The organism is Caballeronia mineralivorans PML1(12) (assembly GCF_001028175.1).
Classification (GTDB): Bacteria; Pseudomonadota; Gammaproteobacteria; order Burkholderiales; family Burkholderiaceae; genus Caballeronia; species Caballeronia mineralivorans.
In genome coordinates this window covers 23046-48426 of the sequence record NZ_AEJF01000051.1, presented here as the reverse complement: position 1 = coordinate 48426, position 25381 = coordinate 23046, and the positions used below count along the sequence as shown (strand labels likewise).

The following is a 25381-nucleotide window of genomic DNA, read 5'->3' as shown; positions in this document are numbered from 1 at the left end:
AGCTGCGGCGGCGATGACACTACGTCATCGCCGCTTGCGCCTGCATCTGCTCTGCCGTGCTCAATTGGCAGGGTGTTTGCATCCGAGCTGATTGGACAGTTGCATCGCCGCGGCGCGCAAAGCGGCGGGAACCGGGCTGTCCCATTCCGGATCGATGTCGTCTGAACGGCCGGACACCGTCAGCACGAACGCGATCGCGCCAGACGCATCGAAGACCGGCGCAGAAAACGCGTTGATATCGATTTGATGCATCGGCGACGGCTTCGACAGCGCGCGCGCCAAGCCGCGTCCCCGTGTTTCGGCCAGTGCCGTCTCGAACCGAGCGCGCTCGGTCAAACCTTCCTGCAATTCGCTGTCGAGGATTGCGTCCGCGAGACCGGACGGTAGGAACGCCGCAAACATTAGGCCCGTCGCCGATTGCGTCGTGGTGAGGACCACGCCCGTGCGCAGATTTGTACTCACGGGATTCTCCGATGGCTCCCAGCGGATGATCGTCGGGCCCTTGTTGGCCCAGACGGCGAGCGACACAGTGTGTTCGAGCTCCAGCGCGATCTCGGGAAGCGCGGCGCACGCGACTTTCACCGAATCGATGTGCGCGACGTTCGCATTGGCGAGCTCCAACGACACCTGGCCGAGATCGTGCGCATACGCGACCATATATTTGCCCGCGCCGAACGCGAGCGGCTTGCGCGCGGTCCGTTCAAATTTCTCGACCTGCCCAATATAGACGACATGATCTCCACCAGGAAACATCTCGAGCTTCTTGCATTCCAGCCAAGCAGCGCAACCCTTGATGATCGGCACGTCTGCGAGCCCGTGGCTGATTGCGACGCCGGCGAACTTCTCGTCGCTGGTCTTCGCGAAACGGTTCGAAATGTCGATCTGATGCGACGCGAGGATGTTCACGACGAAGCGCTCGCTGTCCTTGAACGCGGGAAAACTTGTCGAGCGCGTCGACTGGCTCCACAGCACCAGCGGCGGATCCATCGACACAGAGCTAAACGAATTTGCGGTGACGCCGTACTGACGTCCCTCGCCGTCGACAGTCGTGACGACGGTCACGCCCGTGAGAAAGGTGCCGAGTACATTGCGCAGTTCACGCTGATCGAAGTTGCTCATTGCTGCGCTCCCTTCAGATACGCCTTGTGCCAGGCGCTCGGCAAACCGGGGACCTTGACGCGCAACGTGTACACGGAACTGTGAGCGCAGATGTAGAGGGTCTTCAGATCATCGCCACCAAACGTGAAGTTGACCGGCGTTTCCGTGCAGGGGATCAATCCGATTTTTTCGCCGGCGGGCGTATAAACCCAGATGCCGCTGGGGCCAGTGCAATAGATGCGTCCCAGCGCATCCACCTTGACGCCGTCGGGCGCACCCTGCGCCGTGTCGAATGTCATGTCGCCGATGATTCTGCGACCGATCACGTTGCCGTGCGAATCGAAGCTGATTTCGTGGAGGTACTTTAGGAAGCGTGTATTCGCCACGTACAGCTTACGCTCGTCTTCCGAAAACGCGAGTCCGTTCGGGTACTCGCAGTTCACAACGAGATGTACTAATCCATCGGGCGCGACGCGCCAGATTGCCGCGTCGAGTTCGCGATCCTTGATGTCGACGCGCTTGTCGGGATCGGTGAAAAGCAGGCTGCCGTCCGAGCGGCAGATGACGTCGTTTGGGCGATTCAGTTTCCTGCCCTCGACATTGTCCACGATGATTTCGGCTTCATCGGTTCGCGGATTCCATCGCGTCAGGCGACGGCCAAGTCCTTCGCATTGTACGATGTTACCGTTCAGATCGAACGTTGTGCCATTGCCGTTGGTCGTCTTGCGCACAAACTTGGCGTCTTTACCGGGCGTGAGTCGATAGAGCTTGTCATCGCGCACATCGGCAAAATAGAAGTGTCCGCTGGGATCCCAAAGCGGTCCCTCAGCGAAAGTATATCCAGTCGCGACGCGCTGCGGCGGCTGCGACGACTCGAGAATTTCAACCGCGCTCATATTATCTTTCCCTCAAAATCTAGCGCGTCCAGTACAGGCGCGTGGGGTTGTCGACGAGAATGCATTTGATCTGTTCGGCAGTCGAGACCCAGCTGCTCAACTGATCGGCGAGCCATGCGCCATCGGGTTTCACCTCCTTGGCGAGCGTATGCGGCCAATCGGTTCCCCATAGCACGCGATCCGGCGCGGCTTCGACTAACGCACGCGCGACCTCGTTAACATCGTTGTAGTGGGGCGGACCTTCATGGGAGGTGATGTACACGCCGGACAACTTCACCCACGTGCGGCCGCCGTCAAGAAGTCTTTTAAGCGTCGACATGCGCGCGTGACGCACGCCTTCCGGTTGCGGCACGTGGGCGAGGTGGTCAAGCACGAGCGGACACGGCAGTGTGCGCCACACCCCCTCGTTCGCCTCGAGCAGACCGCTGTTGCGATCGGCGAGCAACTGGAGATGCCATCCGAGCGGTGCGATTTTGTGCGCGAGTTCGGTCATCTCTGCGGGCGCCAACTTGAGCGGACCTTCAAGGTACACGCGAATGCCGCGCACCCCGGCCGCGTGCCAGAGTTCCAGCTGCGCGTCATCGACTTCCGCACGCGCGACGACGACGCCTCGTGCTTCTTGTTTCAGCTGCGCGAGCGCATCGAGCAGTGCGGTGTTATCGAAGCCGTAGCTGGCAGGAGCGACCACGACCGAACGCATGAAGCCGAGTCGCTGCTTAAGCTTGCGGTAATCGTCTACGGTCGCCCAGATGCCGGTGCGGCCTAGCGCGCGCGGAAATCTCGGATCGAAAATATGGTGGTGGCAGTCGGTCGCGTCCGGCGGCATGACCAGATGAGGCGGCGCGGTGCCTGCGGAAAACGGGACTTCGACACGTCTTTGCCGACTCTCGTCGATCCCTTCCTGACTCATGTCTCCTCCTTACGCGTCTTCAGTTTTTCTATCCATATTGTTAACTATATTGATAACCGATGCAACTAGCCGATGAATGATGCCGGACGCGGATTCTTCCGTGTCGTAGCATCTTCAAAACGAAAGACGAAAAAAACCCGCGTAGGCGGGCTATCTAAGGTTAACTACAAGAAATGACGGCACTCCGGCGCGCTCTTATCCGATCTCGGCAACTCGATGGCGCAGCGCTTTTTTCAGGGCCTGCACGGCACCATCGTGATATTTCTGCATCGCCTTCATGGCTCTCGTCGCCGACCCCGCACAAACCGCCTCGACGATGTCTTCCATATCGGTGACGATCGCTTCGGCGCGTCCCGGCATCATCACCGACTGGAACCAGATGCGCACGAGTTGCGAGTTGAGCGTCGACAGCACGCGTATGCCGGTATCGTGCCCCGAGATCCTCCAGAGCTCTTCACGCAGCCGCCTGCCGACAGAGCCGACCGACATCGGATCTTTCGCCTTGGCCGCCGCACGGATGCGCGTCAGCAGGTTGCGCAGCGTCGTCTTGTCAGCGTCGGTGACTTTCTCGGCAGCGGCTTTGACCAGCAGCACCTCCACAGCGCCCCGCACTTCGAAGATTTCCACCGCTTCCTCGGGACTGATCAGCCGCACCCGCGCGCCGCGAAACGGCGTGCTGACGACCAGACCCTCCTGCTCGAGACGCGACAACGCTCGGCGCACGTTGGCCCGATTCGTATTGAACTGCTCCGCATAGTCCGCTTCGACGATACGCTCGTTCGGCAGAATTTGCCCATTCACAATCATCTCCCGCAACGACTTGTATTCGTCGATTTTTTTCTCGGGCTTGTTCATCCATTTCTCCGCGCAAACTAGGCGCGCGCTCCACGTAATCACGATCCGTTAGTTTACACCTTTGTTGACCATAGCAACCCTCAACGGCAAGCGTTATTGCTAACGCGCGTCAACATACAGCCACGGAAAGCGATATCGCACTGTCGCGTCCCGGACGATACGGCGGTCCGGGCGTTCTGAACCGCTCGAACTGAGCTTACCGACAGTAAGCTCCATATTGTTCACGTCTGCCTCAGAAGCGATGGCGGATGCCGACGTTGATCCCCGTCTGATCGTATCCAGCTGCGGCCGTCGCGTAGCCGTTCACGCCGAGCGTCGCCCTTCCCTTGTTGTGCGTGTAGGCGGCCGTCGCGTAGAGATCGGTGCGCTTGGACAGCGAATAGTCGGCCGAGAGCACGCCGAGCAACGAATCGTTGCTGCTGCCGTGAACGTCGTTGTAATAGGCGACGCCGGTGATCTGCAACGCCGACGTGATCTGATAGGTCATGCCCGCCTGATACATCCCCGCGCCGGTCACGTCGCCCACCGTGGACGGTACGACCGGATTGGTCGGTAGAAACGCATTTCCGACGCGCAACAGCCGGTACCCGAGATACGCGGTCGCCGGACCGATTTGATACATGCCCGCGACATAGAACCGCTGCTCGCTCGACGTGTTGGTCGTCAAAGTATTCCCATTGCGTTGATCGAACGCGGCGGTCAACGACAACCCATCTATTGTATAAACCGCCGATCCGCCGTAGTAACGGCCCGTGATCTGTGCGCCTGGCACCTCTGCACCGTATCCAGTGTCATAGCGCGTGGAGTACATCGCCGACAGCGTCAATGGCCCGAATGCGCCGATGTATTTGATCGAATTGTCGATCCGCGATGACATCGCATAATCAAGGCTCAGCGACGAATAGCGCGCGCTCGTGCCCATCGGATCAAAAGTCGCGGCGATGTCGGACACGATCGACAACTGCCGGCCCAGCCGAAGTTGCTGTTTCGCAGAGCTCAAACCGACCCACGCCTGACGGCCGAACAGGCGGCTCGTCGTCGTGGCGTTCGTGCCGAGGCCTCTGGTCGATTGCGCGGACGTCCCGTCGCTTATGCTGAAGCCGGATTCAAGATTGAAGATAGCCTTCAGACCGCCACCGAGATCCTCGATGCCGCGCAATCCCCACCGTGATCCGGACAGATTGCCCGACGCTTCGCTCAGGCGCGAACCGCCCGTCGGAGTGTTGTTCACGTATTCCAGGCCGGCATCCGCGATCCCGTACAGTGTGACGCTGCTGCTCTGCGCGAAGCAGTACTGAGTGCTCAACGCCATCGCAGTCGATGCGAGGCCGAGACGCATGGTCCGGCGTGTCGTCGTTTTCATATGCAAGTCAGTCTCCGTAATTATGTGTTGAATGTTGTACCGATCGAATTCGCCGAGTTGATCCTCCAAAAATATTATTAACGTTTCGGTATCTTTATTGTTAACCGATAGTACCGGCAACTTTGTAGTTTGTTTTCGAACCTTTCGCAACGAGGTGATACGAGATTTCTGATTATCTACAGACTGGGGCGTACGATTCAATCGCGTCTATCTACCGCTCGCACGCGACCGGAGCGTGCAATACATGGCGCGCGCTTCAGACCCGAGAAAAACAAGCGAAACTGCGGTGAGCGCGCAAGGCAGACGCACGCGTGCAGACGCGCCCAAGCCCGCACCCAAGCGCGCGCGATCAGCGGGCTGCGCGCAGTCAGGGGTTAATCTCTTCCAGCGACTTGCCGGTCGTCTTCGGGCCGAAGATGCCCACGACGAAGACTTGCAGCAGCATCGAACTCGCTGTGAATGCGGCGACCAGCGAAACGTCGCCGGCATGCAGCAGAATGCCGATCAGCAGACCGGCGAAGGCCGAGGAAACTCGGTTCCACGAGAACGTGAATCCGACCGCGCGAGCGCGAACGTGCGTGGGGAAAAGCTCGGGCCCGTAGCTGTGATACGCGATCGACTGACAACTCGAACCTAGCGTGAACAGCACACCCGATGCGATCAGCGCGAGCGGCGCCGAAGCCTGCGAAAATGCAATCATCGCGAGTCCCATAACGAGGCACGACAAGATGACGAGCCACTTGCGCTCGATTTTGTCCGCGAAAGTCGACACAACGCATGCACCGATCGGATAAGACAGCGTAATCACGAATCCGTACTGCAGACTGTGCTCAAAATTCACGCCGCGCGCGGAAAGCAGCATTGGGATCCATGCGCCGAACGCGTAGAAGCCGAAGCCGTTCGAGAACTGCGCGACCGACAGCATGATCGTCCGTCCGAGATGTCCGACCGCGAAGATATCCTTGAACGAGCCTTCGGTGAGATCTTCGGCCACGGCTGGCGCGGGCCGTTTTAGCGGCGCGGCGACGGCCGCCTCAACCTTCGCTTCGAGTTCGGCGATGACCGCCTCGGCTTCCTTGATGCGGCCTTTTCTCGCGAGCCAGCGCGGGCTCTCCGGCAATCCGTTGCGCATGCTGAGCGCGAACACCGATCCCGCCGCGCCGATAAGCACGACCCAGCGCCAACCGTCCAGACCCAATGGCGACAACAGCACCATGATCCAGCAGAGCAGCGCGGCGAGCGGCGACGAGCAGTAGCTGAACGCCTGCTGCAACGAGAACGCCTTGCCGCGCACGTGCACTGGAGTTAGCTCAGTGAGGTAAGCGTCTATCGTCGAGAACTGTACGCCAAGCCCGACGCCGGTCAGAAACCGCCAGATGTTGATGCCAAAGCCTGTCGTCTGAAACACCATCACCGCCGAACATCCGCCATACATCATCAGCGCGAATGTGAACGCCTTCTTCCGGCCTATTCGATCAGCGAGCGGACTCAAGAACAGCGTGCCGGCCCATAATCCGATCAGGCTAGCGAAGACGAAGGTGCCGAAGCCCGACACGGAGATGGCGTGCAACGCACTGAGTGGTCCAAGCGACTCCGGCTTGAACAGCCCCTCCTTGATCATACCGGGCGCAACATACGGGATCCCCGAGTTATCGTAGAACTCGAAGAACGAGCCGAGTGCGAGAATTAGGACGATCTTCCAGATCGGCATGCTGGACGGCAGGCGGTCGAGGCGAGCCGCTAGGTGTGCGGCGTCGATCGCAAGCGTCGTCGTCCTGCTATTCATCGCGCCGACGGCGTGATTAAGATACTCGCCGCGCAACGCACGCGACGACCTGGATCCGTCCAACATGATTGCTGCCTCCTATCCCTTATCGTTATCTTCTGCCGACGAGCGCGTCCTGATCGAAGCTCAGGGAAATCCGTACAGAACGGACGGATTTTCGACCATAATCCGCTTGAGGGTCGCATCGTCGTCGATCCACTGCGCGAGCGTATCGACCAGCACCGCATCGTTGGGCATCGTGCGATCCCACATGTTCGTGTGCGGCCAGTCGCTTCCCCACACCAATCGCTCCGGCGCATGCTTGACGAGCGCGCGAGCGATGGGCACAACGCTAGGATACGGCGGCTCTTCCATCGTGATCCGCATCGGCCCGGAAATCTTGACCCAGAACCGCCCGGTATCGAGCAACTCAAACAGCTTTCGGTTCGCCGCCGAGTTCACGCCCGCCGACGCCGGATTGTGCGCAAAGTGATCGAGCACGACGGTCGCATGAGTTGCGATCAACCGATCCGCGTGCTCGATCAACCCGTCGGGCTGCGGATAGAACTGGATGTTCCAGCCGAGCGACGTGAGCCGGTCGATCAGCGCTGGCGCCAATTCATTGATATTGCGGGAGAAGAAGCGCGCGCCGCGCACACCGAGTGCGTTCAATTTCGCGAGTTCGCCGTCGGTGACAGATGCCGGTAATCTGACGACGCCGCGCAGCCGATCCGGATACGCGGCCAGCGTGTCGGCGAGATGCTCGTAGGTCTCACCGTAGCCGCCGCCGCTCACCAGGACCGCGCGCGCGAGGCCAAGTGTATCCTGCATACGGAAGTACATTTCCGCGGTCGCGTTCCCCGAAACATACGGCGCGTTCTCGGCGAACGGATAGCGATCGACTGGACCGAACATATGCAAGTGGCTGTCGACGGATCCCGCCGGCAGCTTCAGACTCGGAGTCGACGTATTCAGGTCAGGGGGAGGGGTCAGCCGATGCATGGTCGCGTCCTTCACAGATTAATGATGCCGACGTTGCCTTCGATCGAGAGCCGCGTGCCCAGCACTTCGGACAGCGTTTTCATGCGGTTCAGGATCACCGCGCCCGCTTCCGGATCGGCCATATACGGGCGGCCGTCGGTCTTCGCGTGACTGCCCGAACCGACCGACCGAGTGATCTCTCCCTTCACTGCGGGATTGCGGCCGAGATTGACCGGATAGAGCTGGATCTGCGTGACTTTGTGACCTTCCATTTTCACGCGGAACAGCACCGTTCCCCACCACAACGTGTCGACGAGGCCAGGATGCAGCGGCTCGGCGGCGGGATTGTGCTCGGGCATGCGGTCAGGATCGTGGCCCCACGATTCGTAACTGTCGGCCGGTACGCGATCGTTGAATTCCGACTGCGCAAAGAAGTTGCCCAGACCGTAGAAGATCGGCTTGCCTTTATAGATCTCAATGCCCAGCGTGCGGTGCCAGCCGTGACCGATATACATGTCCGCGCCCGCATCGATGCAGGCCTTCGCGAACTCCACCGCGTAAGCGGGCGGCCTGTCGCCACGCGCGCCCTCGGCGGTTGCCGTGTGATGCGAGACGAGCACCATGTCGGCCATCGAGGCGGCCTCGCGCACCGAGCGCAGATTGGCTTCAAGATCCTTGTCGTGACACTTGCTCGTAATGCGAAAATCCGGTCCTTCGGTGAACACCGGGACTGAGCGGTTCGACGCCAGTTCTGGAAACTGCAAGCGGATCTCGCCATCGACCGCGTCGAAGCGGTGATAGCCGATGTGCAGCTTTTCGACGGTCCGGCGCAACTGTTCCGCCGCGGCCGAATCTACCTGATGATTAAGCTGCACGCGCAGCGGATTCATGCCCGGACGGCCTTTCATCGTGGCTTTCGGCATGCCGGCCCATTCGTTGTTTTTGTTGCCCGTGGCCACAGAAATCAGCGCCGCACGCCCCTTGCGCGTTTCGTGGTACGCGGGCTTACGCGCTTCCTCGAGATCGCGTCCCGTGCCGGCATGCGTGATCCCGACACGATTGCAATGTTTGATCGTCGAGAAGATGCCGTCCGAGCCCCAGTCGAAACTGTGGTTGTGCGCGAGCGACATCATGTCGACGCCGGCCCATTGAAAATCGTCGGCGACATTGCTATCGGCGATCATGAAGCTGGCGACCCAATCGTTGCGCGACGGATACTGGATTTCCTCCGGATCACCGAAATTCATCTCGAGATGCGCCATCGTGAGATCCGAATCGCGCATTAGATTGATGACCTTCAAAAACTCCGCGTCCTCGCACTGCGAGAACGGGCGCGATGCCATGCATTCACCAGCAAGGACGATATCCCACACGTTCGATGCCATCGTTGTAGTCTCCTGATGTGATAAGCGTTGACCGAAAGCTGGAGCGGCCTCACACGGCCAAATAGACGCGGATAGAAACGCAGCCCCCGCAAGCCGCGCGCGTGCAGCTCGCGCAACACGCTGTCCTGCACATCGACGCGCGCGATCGCTATGCCGCGCGCGATCTCGCTGCCGAAATCGTCGAGCGCTTCGAGCAGGCAGCGGTTGCCGTCGCCATAGCTGGACGGCGCGGCGACGATGCTGCGGGTCAATCCGAACCGCCGCTTGAACAGCTCGTAGTCGGCAACCGTCGCGTACGGCACCGGCCTTCCGTCGATCCGCGCATAATGCGGATCGACGATGTGGTGATGGCAGTCTGTCGCACCGAACGGCGCCGACGTCTCGGGCGGTTCCGATCCCGTGAACCGGTGCGCCACCAGCCGTTCCTCGCAAACGAAGTCAAGTGTGCTCATGGTGTGGTCGGCGTGTAGAACTGTGGCCATCGTCTGAAGACGACCGGACTGGACGATGCGTACATGTGACAGGTGTCGAGAACGCGCGGCGGCGTCCGCGGATCACGCGGCTTGTTCTGGCGTGCACGGTTGGTCGCCTGAAAAGCCACCGTTGCGACGCGCCCCAAAAGCTCCCATTGATGCGTGCACCCCTCAACGCCGCCGATCAGCGGCTTGAGCGTCTTGGTCCAGTCGCGCGTGATTCGCCTGCCGCGCAGCACCTCGAATTTCGAGGTGATCGCGCCGCATTCGGGAAAAGGCCCCGCGTTCGTCACCGCGACGGCATCGTGAATCAACATGTCGAGATCGATCGTCAAACGGATCGCCATATCGTGCGCCGCTTCACCCGCTGGCAAGTCGCGCAGTCCCGCGCGATTGGGCCAGAAGGTGGTTTTGAAATCAGTCAGATGACCCTCGATGTCCCACAGTCCATCATCGCGCTCGTAGCCGTGACACTCGATCACCCGGGTGTGCATCAGACGACGCGGATACCTGGCAGGCGGAAGACCGGTCGTCATGCCGCGCCCGTCTCGTTGCGGACCTTGTTCCGCTTCACGGTGCAGCGATGCGCGTAGCGCCATCCCACGCCGTTGTAGTCGGACACCGCATGGTGGATCGTGCAGCGGTTGTCCCAGATCAGCAGATCGCTTTCCTGCCATTGATCGCGATAGATGAATTGCGGCTGCTCACAATGCGCGAACAGAAAATTCGGGATCGCCGCGCTCTCTGCCGCCGTCATGCATACGATCTCTGTGGGAAATCCGCGATCGAAGATCGATTTGCATCCGGTATCATGGTGAAACCGCACGACGTCGTGCGCGCCAGTGTTCGCCTTCGCGTCGCCGGCAGCCGTCATCTGCTGCCCATAGATCTTCGCGAGCGTATGCATCACCTCGAGTCCTTCGAGCCACACCTTCATCCGCTCCGAGAGCGTGTCGTACGCGCGATACACTGACGCGAGCACCGTGTCGCCGCCGCACGGCGGAACTTCGATTGCGTGCAAGATCGACGCCTTACCCCGCGTGGGCGACGTAGCGAGAACTTTGTGCCAGAACATGCCTGCTTCCTGTCTGCCGATCGGACGTCCTTCGGCATCGATATTGTTCGACATCCGCTCGACCTGCGGGAATTCTGGTAACGCGTCCGACTTGCGCATCTCGATGAACGTGCATTTCGCATCGTTCTGCACGCCGCCCGACACCAACACCTGCCCGAAAATCCCGGCGAACGCGAGCCGCTCCTTCGGTTCGAGCTTCTGTCCTCGCACGATCGGAAGGTCATTCGCATCTAGCCACGCCGGGTAGATCTCGCGCGCAACGTCCACAAAAACGTTCTTGCGCAGATTCACACTGCTCAGTTCCGCCCGGAGCGACGGGTTCGAGCGCCTAACTTTAAGTGCCATCTGCTTCTGTAAGCGACGATGACGGATGTTAATCGTCGTCAATACAGTATCTTTCTTGTTAAACATATTAGATAACTCGTCAAGTCGTCGGCTATATCGCGCGGCATCCGGCCGCGTCGGATCGATCAATTCGTCAATGCAGATGGCACGCGACTAGATGCCCGCTGCCGATCTCGCGCAACGCGGGTGACTCAGACTGGCAACGATCGAATGCGTGCGGACATCGATCGCGGAAATGACAGCCTGACGGCGGATTGATCGGGCTCGGCAGTTCGCCGCCCAGCACCTCGCGCTCACGCTTCAGCGCGGGATTCGGGACCGGCACGGCAGCGAGCAGCGCCTCCGTGTACGGATGCAGCGGCTGCGTGAATAGCGCGCGCCGCTCGGCAAATTCGACAATACGGCCGAGATACATCACCGCAATTTTGTGACTGATGTGCGCGACCACCGCGAGATCGTGGGCGATGAACAGATAGGACAGCTTTCGTTCCTGCTGGATGTCCATCAGCAGATTGACCACCTGCGCCTGAATCGACACGTCGAGCGCGGACACCGGTTCGTCCGCGACGATCAGACGTGGATTCGAAGCAAGCGCTCGGGCGATCCCGATTCGCTGTCGCTGCCCGCCGGAGAACTGATGCGGAAAATTTTTCATCTGCGATGCGCGCAGGCCGACTCGCTGAAACAGTTCGACCACACGCTCCATACGCTCTTCCGCTGAGCCGATGTCGTGCACGTCGAGCGGTTCGGCGACGATCTCGGCGGCCGACAGACGCGGATTTAGCGAAGCGAACGGATCCTGAAACACGATCTGCAGTTGCCGCCGATATGGACGCAATTGCCGCTTGCTCAGCGGCACGATGTCCGTTCCGTCAATGTAGATCTGGCCGGACGTCGGTTCGATGAGACGCATCACGGCACGCGCGAGTGTAGACTTGCCGCATCCGCTTTCACCGACAAGACCAAGTGTCTCGCCCACTTCTACCTTGAAACTCACGCCGTCGACTGCGTGCACTCGATCGCGTCGACGCACGAGCAGCGATCGTTGCAGCGAAAACTCTTTCACCAGATTAACCACTTCCAGAACAGGCTTCGATCCGTCAACGGTTGGGGCCGGGGTTTGCATGTCAATGAGTACCAGTGATGGGTTTGGAATGCCAACAGGCGGCTAGGTGCCCCGGCTCCTTTTCTTCGAATGGGGGATATTTCTGACGACAGATTTCCGTCGCGCGAGGACAGCGCGGCGCGAAGGTACAGCCGTCCGGCAAGTCGATCAGTGCAGGCACGATGCCGGAAATTTCCTGCAGCCGAGGCTGCTCCATTTCGCCGGTGAGCAAATCGAGTCGCGGCACGGCCTTTATTAAGCCCTCTGTGTACGGATGCTTCGGCCGTTCGAAGATGCGTTCGACCGGTGCCTCTTCGATCTTCCTGCCGGCGTACATCACGATCACATGATGCGCGTTCTCGGCGACCACGCCCAGATCGTGCGTGATCATCACGATCGCCGTGCCGAACTTCTGCTGCAGGTCGCGCATCAGTTCGAGAATCTGCGCCTGAATCGTTACGTCGAGCGCGGTCGTCGGCTCGTCGGCAAGCAACACTTTCGGATTGCAGGCGAGCGCCATCGCGGTCATCGCGCGCTGCCGCATGCCGCCAGAGAGTTGATGCGGATATTCTCGCGCGCGCCGCTCCGCTTCTGGAATCCGCACCAGCTTCAGCATTTCCACCGCACGCGCCATCGCTTCGGACCGCGATACTTTCTGATGCAACGCGACAGTTTCTGCGATCTGATCACCGATCGTCATCACTGGATTGAGCGAAGTCATCGGCTCCTGAAAGATCATCGACACTTCGTTGCCGCGAATCCCGCGCATCGCTTTTTCGCTCAATGACAGCAAATCCTTGCCGTCGATGCACACCTTGCCGCCGACCGTGCGTCCCGGCGGTGACGGCACCAGCCGCATGATCGATAGCGCGGTCATGCTTTTGCCACAACCTGACTCACCAACGATCGCGAGCGTCTGCCCCGCTTTGACGTTGAACGAGAGATCGTCGACCGCTTTCACGAGACCGGCGCGGGTAAAAAAATACGTCCGCAATCCCTCCACGGTCAGCGTCACGCCCTCGTTCGTGTGGTTCATGTGATTCGTGTTGTGGGTTTTGATCTGCTCGGCTTCGAGCAACTGTTCTGATTGCATGATGCAAGGCTCCCGTTAGTGAGCTCGCGAGCGGGGGTCGAGAATGTCCCGCAACGCATCGCCGAGAAGATTGGATCCGAACACCGCGAGGCTGATGAACAAGCCCGGATAAATGACCAACCAGGGCGCCGTGCCGATGTATTCCGCCGCCGACGAGGACAGCATCTTGCCCCACGACGGATACGGTTCCGGAATGCCGAGCCCCAGAAACGACAGCGATGCTTCGATCAGAATCGCGCTGCCGAGATTGGCCGCCGTCAGCACGATCAGCGGCGCGAGTGTGTTCGGAAGAATGTGACGCAGCGCGATGCGCCATTCGCTCATGCCGGCCGCGCGCGCGGCATCGACGTACGTAAGTTCGCGCAGTACGAGCGTGTTGGCGCGGATCACGCGGCCGAGAATCGGCGTTTTGGTGATCGCAATCGCGAGGATCGTGTTCATCACCGACGGGCCCAGCACGGCGGCCATCGTCATCGTGAGGATCAGGCTCGGAATCGCCTGCAGCATCTCCAGCAGGCGTTGCAGCACTAGATCGAGCTTGCCCCCCGCGAATCCGCTTGCAAGCCCGATGGCCGTGCCGAACAGCGTGCCGAGTATCGTCGCGCCGACGCCCACGCCGATCGACGTGCGCGCACCGAGGATGATGCGGCTCAGCACGTCACGGCCTAGGTAGTCGGAACCGAACCAATGCTCCGACGACGGCGCCCCCAGCGACAGCAGCGGATGCGTCGTCAACGGATCGTGCGGCATGATCAGGTTTGCGAACACCGCGATGAAGATCAGCAACGCCATGACCAGAACGCCCAATGCGCCTAGCGGATATCGCCTGATCAGAAACGCGACCGTTCCGAAGCGCCCTTTGACGTTCGCGCCGGCGCGGGACAGTTCGACTTCGTAGTTCACCAAGGGCTGCATGTGTACTCCTGCTTCAATACTTGATGCGCGGATCTAGCAATGCATAGCTGAGATCCACGAGGAAATTCACGAAGACAGCCGCGAACGCCATCAGCAGCACGAGATCCTGTACCACGGGATAGTCGCGCTGGTTTATCGAATCGACGAGGTATCCGCAGATACCCGGCACGCTGAAGACCGTCTCGGTCACGACCAGACCGCCGATAAGATACGCCGCTTCGATGCCGATAATCGTCAGCACCGGTAGGAACGCGTTCTTCAGCGCGTGACGGAAATTCACCGTGAACGTCGAAGCGCCCTTCGCTTTGGCGGTGCGGATGTAGTCCTGGCTCAGCACTTCAAGCATCGACGATCGTGTCAATCGCAACACCAGCGCCGAGCTTCTAAAACCCACCACCATTGCGGGCAGGCTCAGCACAACGAGTTCCTGAATGAGCGTGCGCTGCCCCATCGGGTAGATCGGAATGAAGCCGAACGCATGGACGAAAAACATCAGTACGAGTAACCCGATCCAGAACGACGGCAACGAAAGTCCGCTGATGCTGATGACGCGCAGCGCGTTATCAACAAATGAGTTCTTTCGAATCGCGCTGAGAACGCCGAGCGGCACGCCGATGATTGTCGCGAACAGCATCGCCAGGCCGGCGAGTTTCAGCGTGACGGGAAGACGGGTGACGATCTCGGCGGCGGCTGGTCTCTCCGAGATAAACGAATAGCCGAAGTCGCCGTGGAGAATGCCACCGATCCACGCCGCATATTGCATCGGCATTGGCTTGTCCAAACCGAGTTGCTTGGTGATCAATGCTTTCTGCGCTTCGTCGACGTAGCCGCCCGAATCGAACAACACGTCGACGATGTTGCCCGGAATCATGCGCATCATCGCGAATATCAGGATCGATACGCCTATCAGCGTCAAGACCATTAAGCTCGTGCGCTTGATGATGTACATCGTCACTGTCCGTCTCCTCTGCTTTTTTTGCCCGACGCGTAGTCGGTGAGTGCGTCGACTATCCGTTTGGGAATGTCGATGCCGTGCCGCTTCGCCTGCTCGCGCGATCGCGCGCTTCGCTCTCCCGGCAAGCGGATTTCGTCGATCCCCTTTTGCGTGCGCGTCGCCTTCACCGACTGCAACCAGCGCGACATCGTCTGGCGATACGTCGAAGAATCACCTGCGAGCGTCGGTTTGATCGCGACGACTAACGCGCCTGGACCCGTTTTCGGCGGCGGCGGTTCCGCGTTGCACAGCATGCCGAGCGCGTGAATCGCGAGAGAAATGCCAAAGCCTTTGTGATCGCCGAACGGCAGCAGCAAGCCTTCGGCGGCGGCGTGCGGATCGGTCGTCGGAACGCCTTGCGAATCGAGAGCAACGCCTTCTGGCAGCGCGATATTGAGGCGTTTTCGATACCGCACTTCGGTCGTCATGAACGCCGACGTCCCCATGTCGATCACGAACGGATCGCTCTCAGTCGGAAAACCGAACGCGATCGGATTGGTGCCGAGAACCGGCGACGCACCGCCCGGCGCCGCCACCACCGGCGTCGACGCGACGGTCACAATGCCGACCAGTCCGCGCTTGGCGAGTGCGTCCACGTAGTACGCGCTGCGCCCGCTCATCCATGTGTTCCTGACACCGATCACGGCGAAGCCGAACTGATCCGCGCGCTGCGCGGCCGCCATCGATGCGAGATACATCACGTACATGCCGTTGTGATTGCCCCCATCAAGCAGGCTGATCGGGCCGGTCGAATCGCTGAAAGTCGGCTCGCTGCGCGCGGCGCGAAAACGCGCGTGCTCAAGCAGATTCAGCAATTTCGCGAGACCCGAATAGCCGTAACCGCACAACTCCGCATCGACGACGTGATCAGTGATGACGCCAGCTTCGTCGTCGCTCAGTCCGGCAACACGAAGCGCCGCGAAGCCAAGCTCCCGCGCCTGCGTTTCGGTCAATTGAATCTGAATCGTCATGGTTAGGCGAATATCGAAGATCGAAGATCGAACAGGTTTATAAGTGAAGCGTGGGATGACAATAAACTGAACATCAAAGCAGCGCAATAATGGTTAACAATATTGTTCTCTTTATTGCGTAAGGAATAACCCTACTACGCCTATTCGGCGGAGCGTACTGAAAACCCGCGGGAAGCGGGGATAAGAGAAAAGAAGGCGCCAAGCGAAGGAATCGTTGCGCGCGAGAACAGATTGACCGAAAGCCGATTAATATCGCTGAGAGGGAAGCTTAGACATCCGCACGCCTTGGCAGCGCGCGGAGTCGAAAGTCAGGGTAGCGCCGGGCGCGTTGGGGCTGACTCGCGTTATCGGCAGTCGGCAGCTTCTGCGCGGACGACAGGCGCGCTTCGGCTGTCATGATGTCCTGCGGATAATAGGGATCGTCGCCGGCCCGTACTCTATAGCCGGCCGCCTGTAGACGCTGCAAGTCGCCCGTCACATCAGATCGACTGAGCAGCATGTCCGCAAAGCATGTGACCGGCAGCACGCAAAGCATCCAACCTATCATTACGCGAGCGTTATTTATCGTTAGACTCCGGGCCGTTTGTGGGCATCCGGGTTTGCAGCGATGTAAGGCCCGAACGCGGAAACGTCTCTCGTCTTGATGTCGCTACGTGACCGGAAGACGCGGTTCTAGATGATCGTATCCAGCCCCAGCTTTCGTCCACACAACGCGCCAGCCGTAGGAAGATTTCATCACATATCATCGTGCACTGAACACTTCTTATCGACCCAGCCATACGTCTTCGTATCGGTACGTGTTGTACAGACTGTTTGTGGCCCTTATCGCGCCATGCACGAAAGGGTATCGGCAGAAGCCCGTGTAGCTGGTGTACAGCACCGGGCGCGCGCCCTGCTCGGCAACGCGCAGATCAATCGCATTGACAAGTTCCTTGCGCCTCTGCGGATCAGCCGTCGCCGATTGCTTCTCGATCATCGCTTGTGTCACGGGATCGCAATAGTCGCTGTAATTCCGCGACGACCTGCAAGACAATTGCTCGAGCAGGATCGCGTCCGGGTCGTCCAGCGCGGGCGCCGACGACCACATTTTCAGCTGATAATCCGCGCGACGCGTTTCTCGCTGCGTCCATACGCCGATGTCTACAGGATCGAGCGTCACGTCAATATAGATGCGCCGTAGCTGATCTGCGAGCAGCGTCGCGGGCGTGATGTGCCCGGTACGATTGACCACCATCATCGAGAGCGAAAGATGACGGTCAGATCCGTAGCCGAGTTGTTTCATTAACGCCTGCGCCTCTCTCCGATTGGCTTCGACGTCCGGCGCGAAACCCGGCGCGCTCTTGATCTGCTCGCCTGACAGTCCCCACGCGCCCTCTGGTGGCACCATCATCACGCCCGTCGCTGCCGCTCGACCTTTGCTGACGACCGTCGCCAGCGATTTCCGGTCGATCGCCAGCGCGATCGCCTTGCGCAGTTGAGGGTTCCTCAACGTCACGTCGCTCGGGTTGTAGATCAGTTGGCCCACGTTAAACGCAGGCGCAAGATCACATATTGCCGCCGGTTGCTGCAAGCGGATGTTTTTTTCGTCATCGGGGTTGATGTCCGGATACGTGATATCCGTACGCTGCGAGACGAACGCGAGCAGTCGCGTTCCCGAGTTGGCGATTAATCGGTAGTCGATCTCGTCCAAATACGGCTTGCCCTTCTTGAAATAGTCCGGATTACGCACGAGCCGCACGATTTGGTTACGTCGATATTCCGCCAGCTTGAACGGACCGGTTCCGATCGGATGCGAGCGCATGGTCTGCCCGTCGACATGGCATGGATATACTGGCGAAAAGCCGGAAGCGAGAAATGATAAAAACGAAGGCTGCGGTCGCTTGAGCACGAAAGTGACGCTGAGATCACCATCGGCCACCACGTCCTCGAGATTGCTGTACCACGGCTTGCGTGGATTTTTACGCCACCCTGCGTCGCGCACGCCGCGGATCGTATCCCACGTGCACTTCACGTCGGCACTGGTAAATGGCACGCCGTCGTGCCATTTCACGCCAGCATGCAGTTCGAACGTGAGCCGCTTGCCGCCGTCGGTCCAACGCCACGAATCCGCGAGATCTGGCTTGATGTTCGCCGGTTCGCTGACGCGTGCGAGTTGGTCGAATACGACGAGATTGTTGAAGACCGGCATGAACGGCACGAGCGTCGACGACGTCGTCTCTTCCTGAATCGATGCACTCGGCGGGTTGTCCCGCAGTACGGCATGCAGCGTGCCCCCGTTCTTCTGGGCAATGGACAGCGAAGGCGTACCGCCGAGCAGGCCAATTATCGTGACGATTATCCCCATCATCAATTCGCGCTTCATCGAGGTCTCCGCTCGTCTAGTTGTTGGGGTGCAATGTATGTTCGTCGCGCAAGGGACGCTAGTGCTCCTTGCGCGGCAGTGTCGCGTCGAACGATCCGTCCGGCTGCGCCGTCCGCCGCTTTGCCGGCTGTGAAATGCCGTCGCCCGCTTCAGCGGGCAACCCTGCAAGCGAGGGTATCGACAAGGCGACGACCACCGCCAAAGTCAGGAACGCGAACACGAAATCCCCGTGTTCCAGGTTCGTCCGGTTGGCGAGCGACATTGATACCTGCAGCGCGCCCGCCGCGATCGCGACGCCGATCGCTTTCGGCAATTGCTGCGCGATGCCCTGGAACGACGTCGCCGATGACAGCTTCGCTTTCGGCACATCCGCGAACGCGAGCGCGCCTATGCACGCGAAATTGAGCGATCGTGTGAGCCCGCCGAACAGCAGCAGCGCGAAGATCGCGGCGGCAGACCATCGCGCCGATAACGTCGCGCAAACCGCGAGCATGATCGCGAAGAGGAGCGTGCTGGTGATGAGAATCGCCCGTACGCTAAACCAGTGCAGCGCGAAGCGCGTCAACGATTTCATGCACAACGAGCCGAGCGCGCTGGCGAGCGAGATCGTGCCACTAGTCGCGGCCGACAGTCCAAAGCCCAGTTGCAATAGCATCGGTACGAGAAACGGCAGCGCGCCGGCGCCCGCGCGAAACAGCGTCGCGCCGAGCGTCGCCACATTGAAAGTGGGAATTGCCAGCAGATCGAGATCGAGGATCGGATGCGCGGATTTGCGGCAATGCCTGACCGACACCCACGCGAGCGATCCTCCGACTACGAATGAAGCAATCGGGACCGTCGTCGCAACGAACCCGCGCCCGATTGTCTCAATGCCGATCATCAGCGCCGTGAGCGCTCCGCCAACGAGCAGCATGCCGCGCAGGTCGGGTGGCGCCGCGTCCTCGCCGGGAACGGCCGGCACGTAGCGGTAAGTCAGCAGCAAACCGGCAATGCCAACCGGCAGGTTGATCCAGAAAACGCTCTGCCACGACCATGCATCGGTGAGCACGCCGCCGAGGGGCGGCCCCGCAAGCGGTCCGATCATCGCCGGCATTGTCAGCCACGTGGTCGCGGAAAGCAGCTGATCACGGCGCACGCTGCGAAACACCAGTAGTCGCGCGACAGGCACCATCATCGCGCCGCCGATACCCTGCACAAGACGCGCGATCACCAGTTCAACGACGTTGCCCGTCAACGCGCAGAGACAGGACGAAACCGTGAAGATCGCGATCGCCCACATGAACACGCGCCTCGCGCCGAAGCGATCGGCGACCCATCCGCTCAACGGAATGAAGACCGACAGGGAGATCAAATAGGACGTGATCGCCGAGCTCATGTAGACCGCATTAGTGTGCATGTCACGCGCCATCGACGGCAATGCGGTCGCGACCACGGTGCCATCAACGTTTTGCATGAACAGCGCCGATGCGACGATCGCTGCAGTGATGCGGAAATTGATCGAGTCGTTGAACGGCGGCGGTTCGGCGGTCATCGTCGTGTCGTTCCTGGTCACTGCGTTCTGGTCGTCCATTGATGCGCCCACGCGCGGCTCACCGCCGGCGATACGAGGCGAGGCTGCCGCCGGATTTGACCTTTCCGGGCAGTGAATGCCCGACGATCGACTCTGCGAGCTGTGCGGCTTCGATCAGTCGATCGAGATCCAAGCCAGTTTCGTAGCCCATTTCTTCACACATGAAGGCGAAGTCTTCGGTGCAGAGATTGCCGGCCGCGCCTTGATGCGCGGCGAATGGACAGCCGCCAAGTCCACCGATCGAGGTGTCGAACTCACGCACGCCGAGATCGATCGCTGCGAGCGCATTGGCCATCGCCATGCCGCGCGTGTCGTGCAGATGCAACGAGATCTCGACGTCCGGATAGTGCGTGTAGACCACGTCCAGCGTCCGGCGAATCTTGTCGGGCGTCGCCCAAGCCATGGTGTCCGAGAAGCCGAGCTTGTCGATCCTGCAATCGAACTCCGCAGCGAACTCGTGCACATCGCGTACCGCGTCAAGCAGCATGTCGATCCCGATGTCGCCTTGAAAATTGCAGCCAAACGCGGCACTGACGCTGCCGCTATTGGCCGGTCGGATGCCATGACCTCGGGCGACGTCGATCATCTGGCGCTTGCGCTGCTTTCTCGCCTCGGGCGTGGCGTTTTCGTTGCGAGCGAGAAAAGCAGGCGATGCGCATACGTTAAAGCCCAAATCGTCGATCGACAGTCGGCCGGTCGAGATCGCGCGCTCGAGCCCGCGAGCATTCATGTAGAGCGCCGTATACTTGACGCCCGGCACCATTTCGACGGTGGCGACGATGTCTTCTGCGTCGGCCATGCTCGGCACTTTGCGCGGATGGACGAACGACGCGATCTGGATTTCCGCCAGTCCAGTGCCCGACAACGCATTGATCAGGTCGACCTTGCGCGCCGTCGGAATGGACACGCTCTCGATCTGGAAGCCTTCGCGGGGGCCGTCTTCGTTGATGCGAATACGGCGGGTCTTGTTATTCATAAGTGAGATTTACTGGTAGGAGAAGTCGGAACGTTCGACGGCGGCGCCCGTGTGAACAACTTTTCTCTCTTGCAAACGCTCAACTTCCGCAGCATCGATGCCGATCCACTCGAGCACTTCTGCGTTGTGCTCGCCGATCGATGGTGCCGGCCGGAAGAACTGATGCGGCGTGGCCGATAACTTGTTGGTAAAACCGAACATTGGCACATGGCCCATCTCTTCATCCGGAATCTCGACGACCGTTTCAAACGACTGAAAATGCGGATCGTCCATGATCTGCGATATGTCGTAAATCGGCGCACCGCTGATTTCCTTCTCTTCGAAAAACGCGACGGCCTCTTCCTGCGTAAGCCTGCCGAGGTAGTCCTGAACCCAGCCCCTAATTTCGGCACCGTGGTTGGTGCGCCCACGCACGCCCGCGTATTCGGGATCGTTGTTGTACTTGCCCTTTCCGATTGCCTCCAGCATGCGCTGCGGCATCGGCTCCATCGACGCTGTGTACGACACGTACTTGCCGTCCTTGGTCCGATAGAGATTCTGATTGGCGTTGCGCACACGAAGCTTCCCCGTGACGCGATAGTTAGCGGCCTGCGCACCGAGCGCGACGAAAAGCGGATTGAAGAGCGGCTGATCGATTATCTGACCGCGACCACCGTTCACCTCCACCTCGCGAATCGCAGCGAGCACGCTCATCGCGCCGCAATAGCCCGCACATGTATCGGCGAGCGGACCCGGCGGCAAGATCGGCGGGCCGTCGGCGAAACCAGTGGCTTCGGCCATCCCGCACATGCCTTCGACCAGCGTGCCGAACCCCGGACGCGCCGCGTACGGTCCGGTCTGACCGAAGCCGGTGATGCGCGTGATCACGAGGCGCGGATTCAATTCGAGCAGCGTCTCGGGCGCGAGCCCCATTTTTTCAAGCGTTCCGGTGCGAAAGTTCTCGACCAGCACATCCGATTTCGCGATGACGCGCTTGAGCAACGCGATGCCTTCGGCCTGACGAAGATCGAGCCCGAGACTCTTCTTGTTACGGCCCAACGATTTCCAGTCCGTCGAGATTCCGCCTTTCACCCATGCGCGCAGACTGTCGCCTTTCGGCGGCTCGATCTTCACGACATCCGCGCCGAGGTCCGCAAGCACCATCGTCAACGTGTTGCCCGACACCAGCCGGCTCAGATCGACGATGCGGATGCCTTTCAACGGTCCGCCCGCATCGGGTTGAAAAGTCTTCTGCTCGATTGCCATAATTGCCCCATCAGTGTTCGTTGATCAACAACTGCTGTACCTTCGCCTCGTGCTCGGCGATCGTCGCGGCCAAGGTGAGCGTTTCACGCGCCGCATCTATGACCGGCTTATCGACCATCTTTCCCTTGTACGCGAAAGCGCCCTTGCCTTCAGCGAATGCCGCCTCGGCCAGATCGATGATAGTGCGGGCATTGTCGATCTGCTCGCGCGACGGTCCGTATTCCTCGTTCAGCACCTTCACTTGGTTCGGATGGATCGCGCCGCCGCCGCGAAAGCCGAATTTCTTCGACTCGCGGATGACCTCACGCAAGCCGTCAAGATCGGTGTAATCGGCGATCGAGCCGATAAAGCCGCCGCATTCGAGACCCGCCGCTTTGGCCGCATAGAAAACCATTTGCTTCGGGTAAAGCAGTGTTTCGGGCACCGCTTCGAATCCGCACGCCGCCGCAAGATCGAGGCTGCCGAGACCGATCGACATCAGCCGCATATCGGCCGTAGCAATCTCGTGCGCCCGTTGAAGCGCCTGCGGCGTTTCGATCGAAGCCGCTAAGCGGATCGCGCCTATCGGCAAGCCGCGTTCGCGTTCGAGTTCCCCGATGAGCTCCGCGACGAGACGCACATGACCCGCGCTATCGGTCTTCGCGATGCCGATACATGCGACGCCTCCGATCACGGCCGCGCGCAGATCCTCGACCAGCAGATCGAGACGCCGGTTGACGCGCACCTTGATCCACGCGCCGCCTCTCGACACCATCGGGATCGCATCGGCGAGCGCCGCGCGCGCGTCGGCTTTCGCGTTGGAAGCAACTCCATCCTCAAGATCAAGCGTGATGCTGTCCGCGCCACGCAGATGCGCTTTCTCAATGAATTTGCGATTGCTTAACGGCACGATCAACGAAGACCGGTTGAGGCGAGGCCGGGAATAGGATGAGTGATTCATTAGAGCCATCGTATAGGTGACAATATTGTTAACCAAACGATACCATGCAATCCCTTGATTTGCTATCGTGCTTTGGGTTTGCGATCTATCTCAAGCATAGGAAAAACCCGCGGCTTCCGGCGTTGTATCGAGTTGGATGCCAACATCGGATACCAAACTGTAGCTTTATTGTTAACCATCGGCTACAGTTAATTTTGACTGCGATCGCAGCCTGTACACCTGTCGGAGCTCGGTTTTCGTTTCGGCGAAATTTCAGATGAATATGGAGGAACGTCATGTCCGTTAAATTCTTTGGTCTTCTCAATCACGAGTATTCAAGCGAGACGGTTCCGAAGCGCAAGGATGCACCAGTGATGGATGTCGACTACATGGTGCGGAGGGCAAAGGAGCACGAACAAGCGGGCTTCGATCGCGTTCTAATCGCTCACCATTCGAGCAATCCGGATGGTTTCGTGCTCGCGTCGCACATTGCACAGAACACCACGACCCTGAAATTCATGATCGCGCATCGGCCTGGCTTCATCGCGCCGACCTATGCGGCACGGATGTGGTCGACGTTCGACCAAGTGTACGGCGGACGTGCCGGCATTCACATCATCTCCGGCGGGAACGACGCGGACCAACGCGCCGACGGCGACTTTTTCAGCCACGCCGAGCGCTACAAGCGCACTGACGAATGGCTCACCGTATTTCGCAAAATGCTCACGGAGAATGCGCCGTTCGACTATTCTGGCGAATTTTTCAAAACGGAGCAGTCGTTTTCGAAGCTGAAGCCGCTACAAAAACCGCATTTCCCGATTTTCTTTGGCGGCGCATCGGATGACGCGATTCAGGTCGGATCGAAGCACGTGGATTATTGGGCGCTCTACGGCGAACCGCTTGCTGAGACCCAAGAGATGATTTCCCGCATTCGTGCCAGCGCGCAGGCCGCGGGCCGCGATCCCAACTCGATCCAGTTCGTGCTGACCTTCCGTCCGGTCGTCGGCCAGTCCGAAGCTGAAGCGTGGAAGAAAGCCGACGACATCATCGCGCGGATCAAGGAACTGCGCGGCGCGTCTGCCGGCGCGACTAAAGGCGCCAAGCCGGACGCGGTCAGCTCGCAGCGCCTTCGCGACATCGCGGCGCAGGGCAAGGTGCGCGACGCGCGGTTGTGGACGGAGGTCGCGGCCGCGATTGGCGGTGGATCGAATTCGACTGGTCTCGTGGGCACTGCCGAGCAAATCGCAGAATCGCTGAAGGCTTATCACGATCTCGGTGTGACCGCGTTCCTCGTGCGCGGTTTCGATCCCGCGAGCGATATCCAGGAATTTGGGCGCGATCTAATTCCGGTCGTTAACGAGTACATCGGCGAAACCGACCCGGCCGTGTCGCGATAACGCGTCGTGATCGAAGGCCCGATGCATGCGCATTCGGACCTTCGTGTTCGTTCGGACGCGGTCCCGCAACCCTTCCGCCGCATAGGGGAAGAATACGATGATCGAGACGCTTCGTCCACGACGTGTCTACGAGTACCCAGACCGCCTGTCCCGGGCGATACCCAAACGATGCGGTTCGGCCCAGCTCAAAGGATGCTGAACCATGGATGACGACACCGCCTATTCAAGCTTCGGTAAGCTCAATCAGGTCGTTCACGTGTGGTCGCTGCCGGACGGGCTTCCGCTCGACGAGGACCGCGACGTGACTACCGAAGGGGCCGATATTCTCGCATCGCGCCCGAGATCGAACTGCTTCGCGCGGTGCCATTCATGAAAGAGATGGAGCCGGAAGGGCACTGTTCGATGTACGAACTGGCGATCGACACCATCAAGCCCGGTTCGATCGACGAAGTGCTGGCGGCGTGAGAAAAAGGTCTTTCGGATCGTGCGCGGCACGGCCCGCTCGCAGGTCGCTGGTCCAGCGCCACCGGAAAGACCGACCGCGTGATTCGTCTACGGCGCTGCCCCGGCCTGCGCAATTGCGAGCGCATCCGCAATCAATCGTTCAAGCCCAGCGGGTGGCGGCCAGCGCGTCTTCGCCTAGTGGCGCAAGAAATCAGCTGCTCATTCCCGCTCTGTTCGTCGCCGA

At 60.0% G+C, this 25381-nt stretch carries 24 protein-coding genes; 2 read left to right on the top strand and 22 right to left on the bottom strand.

What is annotated here, in order from left to right; translation table 11 throughout:
- Positions 1 to 60 precede the first annotated feature (60 nt).
- The 22 genes from EOS_RS05700 to EOS_RS05595 all read right to left on the bottom strand — a co-directional run bounded on the left by EOS_RS05700 (position 61) and on the right by EOS_RS05595 (position 23317).
- Complete coding sequence (locus tag EOS_RS05700) at positions 61 to 1119, bottom strand: flavin reductase (protein ID WP_047845629.1); 1059 nt, start codon at positions 1117 to 1119, stop codon at positions 61 to 63.
- On the bottom strand, positions 1116 to 1994 hold the full coding sequence (locus tag EOS_RS05695) for an SMP-30/gluconolactonase/LRE family protein (protein ID WP_047845628.1): 879 nt from the start codon (positions 1992 to 1994) through the stop codon (positions 1116 to 1118). Before EOS_RS05695 ends, EOS_RS05700 begins: the two co-directional genes overlap by 4 nt.
- Positions 1995 to 2013: 19 nt before the next feature.
- Positions 2014 to 2904, bottom strand: coding sequence for an amidohydrolase family protein (locus EOS_RS05690; RefSeq protein ID WP_047845627.1), 891 nt, complete (start codon positions 2902 to 2904; stop codon positions 2014 to 2016).
- A 195-nt stretch (positions 2905 to 3099) separates the two neighbouring features.
- Entirely contained in the window at positions 3100 to 3759 is a 660-nt protein-coding gene (locus EOS_RS05685; protein WP_047845626.1) for a GntR family transcriptional regulator, read from the bottom strand.
- Between the two features lie 232 nt (positions 3760 to 3991).
- Positions 3992 to 5122 (bottom strand): porin, encoded by a 1131-nt coding sequence (locus EOS_RS05680; protein ID WP_047845625.1) that lies wholly within the window; start codon positions 5120 to 5122, stop codon positions 3992 to 3994.
- 367 nt (positions 5123 to 5489) lie between these two features.
- Positions 5490 to 6974 (bottom strand): MFS transporter, encoded by a 1485-nt coding sequence (locus tag EOS_RS05675; protein WP_235442711.1) that lies wholly within the window; start codon positions 6972 to 6974, stop codon positions 5490 to 5492.
- A gap of 60 nt (positions 6975 to 7034) precedes the next feature.
- Positions 7035 to 7889 carry an amidohydrolase family protein gene (locus EOS_RS05670; RefSeq protein ID WP_047845668.1) on the bottom strand — a complete coding sequence of 285 codons (855 nt, stop codon included), beginning with the start codon at positions 7887 to 7889 and terminating at the stop codon, positions 7035 to 7037.
- Positions 7890 to 7900: 11 nt separating this feature from the next.
- Positions 7901 to 9253 (bottom strand): CapA family protein, encoded by a 1353-nt coding sequence (locus EOS_RS05665; protein ID WP_047845624.1) that lies wholly within the window; start codon positions 9251 to 9253, stop codon positions 7901 to 7903.
- Positions 9166 to 9705 (bottom strand): amidohydrolase family protein, encoded by a 540-nt coding sequence (locus EOS_RS05660; protein ID WP_053063765.1) that lies wholly within the window; start codon positions 9703 to 9705, stop codon positions 9166 to 9168. The genes EOS_RS05665 and EOS_RS05660 overlap by 88 nt, the downstream gene beginning before the upstream one ends.
- A complete protein-coding gene (locus EOS_RS05655) occupies positions 9702 to 10262 on the bottom strand; it encodes a DUF2889 domain-containing protein (RefSeq protein ID WP_047845623.1) in 561 nt (186 codons plus the stop codon). The genes EOS_RS05660 and EOS_RS05655 overlap by 4 nt, the downstream gene beginning before the upstream one ends.
- Positions 10259 to 11146: a TauD/TfdA dioxygenase family protein gene (locus EOS_RS05650; RefSeq protein WP_160312468.1), complete on the bottom strand. Its 888-nt coding sequence runs from the start codon at positions 11144 to 11146 to the stop codon at positions 10259 to 10261. Before EOS_RS05650 ends, EOS_RS05655 begins: the two co-directional genes overlap by 4 nt.
- Positions 11147 to 11279: 133 nt before the next feature.
- Positions 11280 to 12272 (bottom strand): ABC transporter ATP-binding protein, encoded by a 993-nt coding sequence (locus EOS_RS05645; protein WP_047845621.1) that lies wholly within the window; start codon positions 12270 to 12272, stop codon positions 11280 to 11282.
- 1 nt (position 12273) lies between these two features.
- A complete protein-coding gene (locus tag EOS_RS05640; RefSeq protein ID WP_047845666.1) occupies positions 12274 to 13287 on the bottom strand; it encodes an ABC transporter ATP-binding protein in 1014 nt (337 codons plus the stop codon).
- 72 nt (positions 13288 to 13359) lie between these two features.
- A complete protein-coding gene (locus tag EOS_RS05635) occupies positions 13360 to 14259 on the bottom strand; it encodes an ABC transporter permease (RefSeq protein WP_047845620.1) in 900 nt (299 codons plus the stop codon).
- 13 nt (positions 14260 to 14272) lie between these two features.
- The gene (locus EOS_RS05630; protein ID WP_047845619.1) at positions 14273 to 15208 is read right to left on the bottom strand and encodes an ABC transporter permease; all 936 of its coding nucleotides are present in this window, start codon (positions 15206 to 15208) and stop codon (positions 14273 to 14275) included.
- Between the two features lie 2 nt (positions 15209 to 15210).
- Entirely contained in the window at positions 15211 to 16224 is a 1014-nt protein-coding gene (locus EOS_RS05625) for an Ldh family oxidoreductase (RefSeq protein WP_047845618.1), read from the bottom strand.
- A gap of 268 nt (positions 16225 to 16492) precedes the next feature.
- Positions 16493 to 16750: a purine-nucleoside phosphorylase gene (locus tag EOS_RS05620; RefSeq protein WP_152693081.1), complete on the bottom strand. Its 258-nt coding sequence runs from the start codon at positions 16748 to 16750 to the stop codon at positions 16493 to 16495.
- 237 nt (positions 16751 to 16987) lie between these two features.
- The gene (locus EOS_RS05615; RefSeq protein WP_047845616.1) at positions 16988 to 18586 is read right to left on the bottom strand and encodes an ABC transporter substrate-binding protein; all 1599 of its coding nucleotides are present in this window, start codon (positions 18584 to 18586) and stop codon (positions 16988 to 16990) included.
- Between the two features lie 58 nt (positions 18587 to 18644).
- Complete coding sequence (locus EOS_RS05610) at positions 18645 to 20156, bottom strand: MFS transporter (RefSeq protein WP_235442710.1); 1512 nt, start codon at positions 20154 to 20156, stop codon at positions 18645 to 18647.
- A gap of 19 nt (positions 20157 to 20175) precedes the next feature.
- Positions 20176 to 21132, bottom strand: a complete 957-nt coding sequence (locus EOS_RS05605) for a hydroxymethylglutaryl-CoA lyase (RefSeq protein ID WP_047845615.1) — start codon at positions 21130 to 21132, stop codon at positions 20176 to 20178.
- Between the two features lie 9 nt (positions 21133 to 21141).
- Entirely contained in the window at positions 21142 to 22377 is a 1236-nt protein-coding gene (locus EOS_RS05600) for a CaiB/BaiF CoA transferase family protein (protein ID WP_047845614.1), read from the bottom strand.
- A gap of 10 nt (positions 22378 to 22387) precedes the next feature.
- The gene (locus EOS_RS05595; protein WP_053063763.1) at positions 22388 to 23317 is read right to left on the bottom strand and encodes an HpcH/HpaI aldolase/citrate lyase family protein; all 930 of its coding nucleotides are present in this window, start codon (positions 23315 to 23317) and stop codon (positions 22388 to 22390) included.
- Between the two features lie 275 nt (positions 23318 to 23592).
- On the opposite strand from EOS_RS05595, the gene EOS_RS05590 reads away from it, so the two are divergent.
- Positions 23593 to 24693, top strand: a complete 1101-nt coding sequence (locus EOS_RS05590) for an LLM class flavin-dependent oxidoreductase (RefSeq protein ID WP_047845613.1) — start codon at positions 23593 to 23595, stop codon at positions 24691 to 24693.
- 202 nt (positions 24694 to 24895) lie between these two features.
- Complete coding sequence (locus EOS_RS46965) at positions 24896 to 25066, top strand: hypothetical protein (RefSeq protein WP_160312467.1); 171 nt, start codon at positions 24896 to 24898, stop codon at positions 25064 to 25066.
- Positions 25067 to 25381 lie beyond the last annotated feature (315 nt).

Coding starts and splice junctions, on each gene's coding strand:
- EOS_RS05605 (WP_047845615.1), bottom strand. CDS start 21,132: ATGAATAACAAGACCCGCCGTATTCGCATCAACGAAGACGGCCCCCGC.
- EOS_RS05635 (WP_047845620.1), bottom strand. CDS start 14,259: ATGCAGCCCTTGGTGAACTACGAAGTCGAACTGTCCCGCGCCGGCGCG.
- EOS_RS05590 (WP_047845613.1), top strand. CDS start 23,593: ATGTCCGTTAAATTCTTTGGTCTTCTCAATCACGAGTATTCAAGCGAG.
- EOS_RS05600 (WP_047845614.1), bottom strand. CDS start 22,377: ATGGCAATCGAGCAGAAGACTTTTCAACCCGATGCGGGCGGACCGTTG.
- EOS_RS05630 (WP_047845619.1), bottom strand. CDS start 15,208: ATGTACATCATCAAGCGCACGAGCTTAATGGTCTTGACGCTGATAGGC.
- EOS_RS05690 (WP_047845627.1), bottom strand. CDS start 2,904: ATGAGTCAGGAAGGGATCGACGAGAGTCGGCAAAGACGTGTCGAAGTC.
- EOS_RS05610 (WP_235442710.1), bottom strand. CDS start 20,156: ATGGACGACCAGAACGCAGTGACCAGGAACGACACGACGATGACCGCC.
- EOS_RS05695 (WP_047845628.1), bottom strand. CDS start 1,994: ATGAGCGCGGTTGAAATTCTCGAGTCGTCGCAGCCGCCGCAGCGCGTC.
- EOS_RS05665 (WP_047845624.1), bottom strand. CDS start 9,253: ATGGCATCGAACGTGTGGGATATCGTCCTTGCTGGTGAATGCATGGCA.
- EOS_RS05680 (WP_047845625.1), bottom strand. CDS start 5,122: ATGAAAACGACGACACGCCGGACCATGCGTCTCGGCCTCGCATCGACT.
- EOS_RS05685 (WP_047845626.1), bottom strand. CDS start 3,759: ATGAACAAGCCCGAGAAAAAAATCGACGAATACAAGTCGTTGCGGGAG.
- EOS_RS05615 (WP_047845616.1), bottom strand. CDS start 18,586: ATGAAGCGCGAATTGATGATGGGGATAATCGTCACGATAATTGGCCTG.
- EOS_RS05655 (WP_047845623.1), bottom strand. CDS start 10,262: ATGACGACCGGTCTTCCGCCTGCCAGGTATCCGCGTCGTCTGATGCAC.
- EOS_RS05625 (WP_047845618.1), bottom strand. CDS start 16,224: ATGACGATTCAGATTCAATTGACCGAAACGCAGGCGCGGGAGCTTGGC.
- EOS_RS05640 (WP_047845666.1), bottom strand. CDS start 13,287: ATGAACCACACGAACGAGGGCGTGACGCTGACCGTGGAGGGATTGCGG.
- EOS_RS05675 (WP_235442711.1), bottom strand. CDS start 6,974: ATGTTGGACGGATCCAGGTCGTCGCGTGCGTTGCGCGGCGAGTATCTT.
- EOS_RS05670 (WP_047845668.1), bottom strand. CDS start 7,889: ATGCATCGGCTGACCCCTCCCCCTGACCTGAATACGTCGACTCCGAGT.
- EOS_RS05595 (WP_053063763.1), bottom strand. CDS start 23,317: ATGAATCACTCATCCTATTCCCGGCCTCGCCTCAACCGGTCTTCGTTG.
- EOS_RS05650 (WP_160312468.1), bottom strand. CDS start 11,146: ATGGCACTTAAAGTTAGGCGCTCGAACCCGTCGCTCCGGGCGGAACTG.
- EOS_RS05645 (WP_047845621.1), bottom strand. CDS start 12,272: ATGCAAACCCCGGCCCCAACCGTTGACGGATCGAAGCCTGTTCTGGAA.
- EOS_RS05700 (WP_047845629.1), bottom strand. CDS start 1,119: ATGAGCAACTTCGATCAGCGTGAACTGCGCAATGTACTCGGCACCTTT.
- EOS_RS05660 (WP_053063765.1), bottom strand. CDS start 9,705: ATGAGCACACTTGACTTCGTTTGCGAGGAACGGCTGGTGGCGCACCGG.
- EOS_RS46965 (WP_160312467.1), top strand. CDS start 24,896: ATGGATGACGACACCGCCTATTCAAGCTTCGGTAAGCTCAATCAGGTC.